Below are 7959 nucleotides of genomic sequence, written 5' to 3'. Positions count from 1 at the left end.
AACACCGCTCCCTCTTGAAGCAAACGAATAGCGGTCCCGGAAAGGTGTGAAGTGCTAGCTCTAACGGTGCCGATTTCAATGGTGTGTCGAGGATTCTGCATGGCAATTTGAAACTCTTAAAATGCAACCATGTCGAGTATATGCATAATATTTTACTCAGCACAAGAGACCTTATTTTTGATGAAAAATAGAGAGTGAAGCGCATTGATCGGGCGCTCCACGAGACTCTGCTCATTTTCAAAATTTTCAGTGATGTAACTAAAAATTGTTAATTTCTGGTCGCGAACTGATGGACAAAAAACGCACTTCAAGATAGTTGAATAACTATATATTCAATTCTAGGTCGTGATCTGGATGTGTCAACTGCTGGCAGCCGTTCCGACCGAAGGGCGAGGTGGTCACGTGAGAGCGAATGAGGTTGAGATCTGGTGGCTAAGGCCTGACTTGATAGTCGGCGGACATCTTCAGTCTTTTGATCTGGTTCTCAACGATGAAGAACGGATCAGGGCCAGGCGCTTCCATTTTGCAGACGACCGGCGGAGCTACATTTGTGCACATGCGCTAACCAGATGTGCCCTCGAAGCCGTGTCCGGGATCTCAGCACGGGATTTTGTCTTCCGGATTGGGCGTCACGGAAAGCCGGAAGTCGATGCGGAACCGGAGCAGGGTCGGTTGCGCTTCAATCTCTCACATTCACGCGGTCTCGTTTGCTGTGCGGTCACCTGGGAACTTGATATTGGTATCGATGTCGAGGGAGATGTCCGCGATGTTGATGTTGGCGACCTGGCAGCTCAGGTCTTTGCGCCCGATGAGGTGGCCTGTCTTCAACGATTTACCGGGCGAGCGCACCGGGAGGCTTTCTTCGCGATGTGGACCGTGAAAGAGGCTTATACAAAAGCTGTCGGAAGAGGATTGTCGATTCCTCTGGATGCTTTTTCTGTTTGTCTTAATCCACCATCTCTCATGATCGGTGCGTCTCTGTCCGCCGATCCAGAGGCTGGCGACGGGGAAGGCTGGAGCGTCCGCCTGGCCCGGCCAGTGCCGGGATATACACTGGCAGTGGTCGCGCGTGGCGGATCATCTGGCGCGCTGCGCTACAGATTCCGCGAGGTCACGCCAGATGCGCTTGCCGCCCTTTGCCGTGTCCGGAAAAGTCCTGCCCGGATGCCTCTCGAATCTCATGCACGTCGATTTGGATGGTCTGCTGTGGGGGACCGCTTATGCGTATGGAAATGATGAGTCGGTTGCCCGTTATCGTTGGATCGGTCTTGTTCTTGGCGTTGTTTGATTCGAACGCCGCGCGGTCCGAATGCGTTCGTGGGGAGATGCGAGATGCCGCTGGGGTTGCAGTAAGCATGGCCGAAGCTGAGGCGGGATGTGAAGCCGAAAAAGACCTCCCGAAAGTGCCTGATGCTGCGGGTAGCTTTGGTTCCTGGATCCGGGTGTCGAGCGCCAAGTACGGTTCTGCGGATCAGTGGTGCTCCGGCCGGGGGTGGGTGGCGCGCATCTGTAACGGTCGCGACTCTTGCACTGTCTCGCTTCCCTATATCGGAACACAATGGTCCGATAGTGGCGAGCACACAGAACTACGGCGCGAATTGATCTGCGGCCCTCTCAGCAAGGTGCAAAGGCTCTTGTATATTGGATGGTATTGTAGTGATGGCGCCCTGGTTTATGACCAACCGGAAGTCGTGGTTGGGGATGGTGGTCGCGCCGTTCTTTCTTGCAGCCGATGAGTTTCATGCGTTTGGGTGTGTCGATCGCCCAAGGCTGGATTGGTGTGCTTTTACCCGGTGTGGAGAGAGAAATTGAGGTGGTTTCCTATCCGGCTTTAGGCCGGGTGCCGAGGGCAGTTGAAGGCTCTTTTATCCGCCGGAGGATCAGCTCGAGGTGCTTCGCGTGTTGGTCACAACCAGGAAAAGAAACGTGACAAAGGGCGAAACGACATAGGATAAAATGAAAAAGCCCCAGAAGCCGAGAACCCGGTTTCGTCCATATAGGCCGACCAGTGTACAGCTGATTATATAAATTATAACAAGTGTCGCGAATGTAAGTCTTGGTGGCCAGAAATACTCCACGTTTAGCCCTCTCTTTGTAGCTATTTTCTAATGGGGTATGTGTGTTCGTCTATATATCTGTCTCGATAGTTTAGTCTTTGAGTCCTGCGCGCCCGCGGGGTGGGAAGGTTCGCCGCGGGCGCGTCAGGCTCATGGACGGTTACGCGGCCTGCTGCACGGTAGCAGCGGTGGCCTTTTCCTTGGTCTTAATGTCGTCCATGACTTTTTTGACCTTTGCCGTGGTTTCTTCGACGCTCAGAGAGCCAATGTCCTGATTTTGCTCGAACATATCGGCAAATACAGTGCCGATGGCATAGGTGACCATCCACGAATATGCCGGCATTGCGGCAAAGCCGAGCAGCTGTCCGAAGAGTGGTATTGAGCGGATCAGCCCGATCGTGCCAGCCTTCAGCGTCGTCGGGATGATGGCGCCCAGAACCGCAGAAATCAGAGCGCGTGCAAGATTGCCGGAGAAAGGCACCTTGTAGACGGCGGCCAACTTGCTCAGCATCATGAGTTGAACACCCGCAAGGCCGGCAATATCGACTGCTGGAATGGGGATGATGCCGACACCGGCTCCAATGGCGCTGTATGTGGAGACGATCTGGTTTGCTGCGATCCGCTCCTGCTGACGCATCTGGGTTTTCGCCTGTTCATATTTGACGACATGCTGTTCGTCAGGCTGGGCGCTATGGGCGTTTGAGGTGGACCCGGTCTGGTCTGGTTGTCCGGTTTGCGGGTTTTTGGCAGCACTGGCTGCGTCGGTTTGTGCGGTCATTGCTAGAGTTTCCTTTCTATTGCCTCGATCGTTTTTCGGAATGCGCTGTTCGCGGTTATCCGAACTGACTTCCGTGACTCTGGTCACGTTGGTTCCGGCCTGTCCGTCGGGTTGGCCGGGTTTCTCTGTCTTTATTTCCAGTTCCTTCTTCAGCCTGTCCGTTTGTTCCTGTAATGCCCGCATGGAGCTTTCGAGGCGCTTGAGTTCCCGGTTTCGATCCGCCGCTTCTTTTTTCAGCTTCTCTTGCGCTCTGGTTGAATTGTCGTTTCTCCTTTGAATTGCTTTTGCCTCACGTTCGCGATCGGACTGAAGTTCTCTCAGATTAGCGGTTTCATTCTCTGCCTTCCGGCGGTGTGCGTTGGCCGCGTCGATCGCCTTCTTTGCGTCAAGCTTCTCGCGTTCTGCCGCTTTGGCTTGCCTCTTTAGTCGGGAAATTTCTCGCTTGAGGTCCTGAATGTTGTTCGGATTTTCGGGCACTTCTGGAACCTCGATATCTTCTGGCGGGGGCAAGCTCTTTGCGTGATTTGTGGCGTGTATTTATAGGTGCATCACATTTATAATTTTCATTATAAAAGAGAATATCATGTTTTTCTTTGAGTAAAAACATATTTATCGTAATGCGGGTGTTGTCGCCAATTTTTGAGGAGGCGCTTGTGGGGCGGAAAGCCTATACCGGATAAAAAATACATAAAATGAGATAGCTGGAGCTTGATGTGCTCTTCTTTCAGGCGTTTCTATACAATTATTAATAGAGTGATGTTTTTTGATCTGAAGGAGGTGTAGTCGCGCCAGTGCTCTTGGTTGGAGGCGTTGTCGTGATCCGTGAGGGGGAAGAATTTGAATGCCCGGTCTCGTCGGGAACGGGGTTCGAATTCAGTATGGCGTTCTGATTTGGTCGCGTGTCAGAGGTGTCTGTTTGGCGATTGAATTGCGCTTCAAGTCCACCTCCACGTTGTGTGCTTGGCACGGACGGGTCAGCATTGTTGGAGGTAGTGTCAATGGGGCCGAGAATGATCGGAAGTCCATCTTTCCCCGAACCGATAAGGACAATCTTGCTGTTGTTCGATTGTGCCAGTTGCAGGGTGGCGTCGATGCCTTTCCATCGCAGGTAAGCGTCTGTAATTCCATCGCTCACAATCCTCTGAAAGGATTGGATGCCTCTGGCCTCGATGGCTTTACGCTCACTCTCTTTGCGCTCACGGTCCAGGCGGAAATTGTATTCCAGATTGATGTGGAACTGTTCTTCCTTACGCTCGATGGCTCTCTCAACCAATTGCGGGAGGGTGACGCTACGAAAGGATATATCGTGCAGCGTAACAATAGGATCGGGCTCATCCGGTAAACGCGGCAACCTTCTGGCCGCACGTTCTTTCTCTTCGGTCGTGATCACATCCTTGGTCACCTGAATCAGTTGTTCGGTTGCGACTGCAAGGATCGCTTCTTCCACATCGCCTCTGTTCGTGGAGTAAAGCTGGACGGGCGAGTATTTTGCCGCCTCTGCCCGGGCGATGGCCCCGATCTTCGGGATCAGCACAGTATTCAGGTAATTGGGCCCTAGATATTTGTGCAGCAATCCGATCCGCTTGCGGGAAACGCGATACCGGAAGGTGATATTTGCGCCGATTGCCAGTCCGTTGGCCGAGATGATGTCGTAATCTTCGCTGACCCTCTGCATGCGTGCATCGTAGGAAATGATCTTGTTCCAGGGCAGGATCATCCTGTTGCCTTCGCGGAAGAAGTGATTGATCACTGTTCCGTCGTCGAACCGTTTCCAAAGGACGCCGATATAACCGGCTGGAATTGTGGTCACCATGTTTGGCATGAAATAGACGAAGACGAACGCGGCGATCATGAAGGCTATGGTCACGCTGGGAAGGCTGCGCATTACATATTTTTTCAAAGCTTTCATGCTCTGGATTTCCTCGCGAGCGCTCTCAGCGCTGAAGCAGGGTTTATGTCCAACTAGCGAATGTTTTTCTCATTAGCTGAGATGTATCTTGTTCTCGGTATATGATTATTAGTTCGAATAAATACAACTGATGGTATTTTTCTGAATTGTTACGCTTCATCTGTCCCGTGATCCTTTCGGACTACTCAATGCGCAGTATCATTTTCGGATGACCGTGATGTCGCGAGACGGCCCTCGACCATATGCATGCAACGGTCTGCGATGTCGAAATACTGGTCGTCATGGGTTACGGCGATAACTGTCTTGCCGTCCCGTTTCATCTCCGGCAGGAGCTCTCGGTAGAATTTCCGCCTGAACTGCGGATCCTGATCGGCGGCCCATTCGTCCAGAATGTAGATGGAGCGCTCCTCAAGCAGGCTGACGACAAGAGCGAGCCTTTTGCGCTGGCCGGTCGAGAGTTCGACTGTGGAAAACTCGTCGGAGATCAATTGGGTCTTGTCCTGGATCTCCATGTGTTCCATCAGGCGCCTGGCTTTTTCGCCATCTCCGAGATTGACGCCGTAAAGGCGTTTGAAGAGATGGAAGTCGCCGAAGATTATGGAGATCAGGTTTCTGTACTCGTCATAGGTCTCCGGCCCAATTTCCTGGCGGTTGACGAGAATAGAGCCTGAAACAGGATAGTAGAGACCGGCGAGGATCTTGATCAGGGTCGACTTCCCGGAGCCATTTCCGCCGGTGATGAATATCAGCTCGCCTTTCCGGATCGTCAGATCAACAGGCCCCATAACAAACGGATTGTCGTCCTTTAGGCCTTTGTAGTGGAAACTGACCTGCTTCAGTTCGAGCTCCTCGAAGCTTTCGCCGAGAAGGTTGGGCCGCTGCTCCTCGTTCTCGCTCACTGCTTCGGAGAGAGTTTGATCGAGACGTTTGATGTTCTCGGCCGCTGAATTTGCGTTTGCGAAGATCGCCATGAAGTTGACGAGAAAGCCGATCGGACCGATCAGGAACAAGGTCGCTGTCGCGGTTTTGATGACGACTTCATGGTAATCGGTGCCAACGCTATGGAAGAATTTTCCAAACTGCGGGACGAGGAAAACCATCGCGGCGACAAGAAAATAGAACATTGTCTGAGAAAGAATGAAGCTTTTGGCAATCCCCGACTGACTGCTTTTTTTCTTTTCCTTGGCCTCTAGGGAGATCTGCTCCAGGTCGGCGTAGAGAGCGTCGCTGCGGGCCTTGTTTAACCGAACTTCCTTGAACCCTTCCAGCAGGTCCGTCAGGAGGTCGAACAATCGGTTTTCGGTAATTGCAGCTTCCTGCAGTTCGGCGTTCAGGCCTTTGAGGTTTTTCCCATAGAACCAGGTCGCTGCCACGATGAAGGCAACGCAGACGGCAAAAGCGATGCGCGAGAGCCAGGCGATGTAGAGCAGCGTAAAGATCACCAAAATAGCGGACTGTGCGCCGACGACGAGCGACTGCGCTGCCTGCGAAAGGGTCAGGGTGTCCTTGTTGATGCTGGCATAGATGAAAGAGCGCCCAATCCGCTCCAGAGGGATGAGATCAGCCGTTCGGATCTTCTCTATGAGGCGTATCCGGATCTTGTGAATGATTTCCTCAACCTCGCGGGTTGAGGAAATCATCACAGTTCGTTGGGCAACAACATAGATTCCGACGACAATGAGAAAGATCGTTAGTTGATGAGTCCGCCGTTCGTCATCGAGCTCTGCAACATCGCTCGCCGCCAGGTTGATCACGGCAAGCACAAGGGCATTTGCAAGTCCGGAAACGGCGGCAAAAAATGCGAAACCGAACCAGGAGGAGCTGGACTCTTGCCGTATCAGTTTGATCAGGTCCAAAAGTCACTCCCCCAGAGGTCCCGCTTGATGTCCCCGCCGGCATAGGTTGCCGAGGCTTGCCCCCGCCGCATCGCTGTCGGCGTCTGCGTAATGCGATGAAGAGCCGGGTTTTTGGTTGTTGAGTAATTAGATACTCGTTTGTTTTTATGATTTCAATCACTGAGGGTTTTTTGTTAATTGATAGCACGGTAAGGTGCGTATTCTCACGCTGCGCAAAGCGTGGCTAAAGCGCTTTGCTGTTACCAAAACTGAACATTCGAGCGCGATAGATCTGAGGCGTCTCTGGGAATTGGTGCCGAGAACTGGCTAAGTCTCTTAGTATCTGGTTTCGGCTATCAGAGCGCCTGCATGCAGGCACTCGATCCGCACCTCAAGATAGGCTTGCCTTGTGCCGTCTCACGCCGCCGCTGCTTCCTTAATCCACTGGAAGAGAGTCGCCGTCGCCGGGTTAGTCTGCTTCCTGAGTGCGATGAAATAGCCGTCCTGGCTCGCCATCTCGTAGGAGTTGACCTGCACAAGAGTGCCTTTCTCCAGACTAGGGCGGGCGAGCAGTGAGCTGGTCAGTGCGATGCCGACACCGTTCGTTGCCATCTGCACTGCAATGCCATGATGGTCGACGAACAGGCTTGGCTGCGGTGCTGGCGCATAACCCGATTGTGCGCACCACTCAGCCCATCCGCCGGAGGTGCCGACGGCTTCGATCAGTGGATGCTCTTCGAATGCCCGTCCGCTTGAAAGCAGGGACGGTGCAGCCACGGCGATCAGGCTGTCATGTTGCAGCCGTTCGGAGTCCTTGCCGACAAGCTCGGCCGAACCGAAGCGGATTTCGATATCCCCGAATGTGCTGTTGAACTCATCTGACCAGACAGTGCTGAGCAAGCGCACCTTGATTGTGGGATGCACCGAGAGGAAGCGGGAGAGCACCGGCGCCAGCCGCCAATGGGCGAAGCTGATGGATGTCGCCACCGTCACCAGCTCTTCCCTCGGTCCGAAGTCGAACTGGCTGACCGCATTATCCAGCATTGAGAGGCCGGAAGTGATCTCCGGCAATAGCCGGCGCCCGTTGTCGGTGAGTGCGATGCCGCGTGCCTGACGATGAAACAGCGCCACGCCGAGCCGCCCTTCCAGCGCGCGAACCTGCTGGCTGACGGCAGATTGCGTCAGGCCGAGTTCACGGGCTGCCGCCGTGAAGCTGAGGTGGCGGGCGGCGGACTGGAAGACCCGGAACCAGTTCAGTGGCGGGGCAAAACGTGCCATGGAAAACCAAGCTATAAGTTTGACTAATGTACTTGGCCTATAATTGGTTGTTTGTTGTCGTTCTGTCCATACGAGAGAGTTGCTGCAGCACAGAGTGAAGGG

Annotated in this window: 5 protein-coding genes; 1 reads left to right on the top strand and 4 read right to left on the bottom strand. The window is 53.4% G+C overall.

What is annotated here, in order from left to right:
• Nucleotides 1-402 precede the first annotated feature (402 nt).
• Complete coding sequence (locus ABJ076_RS04670; RefSeq protein ID WP_348190270.1) at nt 403-1236, top strand: 4'-phosphopantetheinyl transferase superfamily protein; 834 nt, start codon at nt 403-405, stop codon at nt 1234-1236.
• Nucleotides 1237-2217: 981 nt separating this feature from the next.
• Here the strand turns inward: ABJ076_RS04670 and ABJ076_RS04665 are convergent.
• The 4 genes from ABJ076_RS04665 to ABJ076_RS04650 form a co-directional block, all read right to left on the bottom strand.
• Nucleotides 2218-2835, bottom strand: coding sequence for a DUF697 domain-containing protein (locus ABJ076_RS04665; RefSeq protein WP_348202566.1), 618 nt, complete (start codon nt 2833-2835; stop codon nt 2218-2220).
• 745 nt (nt 2836-3580) lie between these two features.
• Nucleotides 3581-4744 carry a prohibitin family protein gene (locus ABJ076_RS04660; protein ID WP_348190274.1) on the bottom strand — a complete coding sequence of 388 codons (1164 nt, stop codon included), beginning with the start codon at nt 4742-4744 and terminating at the stop codon, nt 3581-3583.
• 185 nt (nt 4745-4929) lie between these two features.
• On the bottom strand, nt 4930-6600 hold the full coding sequence (locus tag ABJ076_RS04655) for a cyclic peptide export ABC transporter (protein ID WP_348190276.1): 1671 nt from the start codon (nt 6598-6600) through the stop codon (nt 4930-4932).
• A 396-nt stretch (nt 6601-6996) separates the two neighbouring features.
• The gene (locus ABJ076_RS04650; RefSeq protein ID WP_348190278.1) at nt 6997-7857 is read right to left on the bottom strand and encodes a LysR family transcriptional regulator; all 861 of its coding nucleotides are present in this window, start codon (nt 7855-7857) and stop codon (nt 6997-6999) included.
• Nucleotides 7858-7959: the final 102 nt, after the last annotated feature.

It is taken from the genome of Nisaea sp., assembly GCF_039990255.1.
Taxonomy (GTDB): domain Bacteria; phylum Pseudomonadota; class Alphaproteobacteria; order Thalassobaculales; family Thalassobaculaceae; genus Nisaea.
Note: the sequence above shows the minus strand (reverse complement) of the source record. Positions and strands in the feature narration are given on the sequence as shown.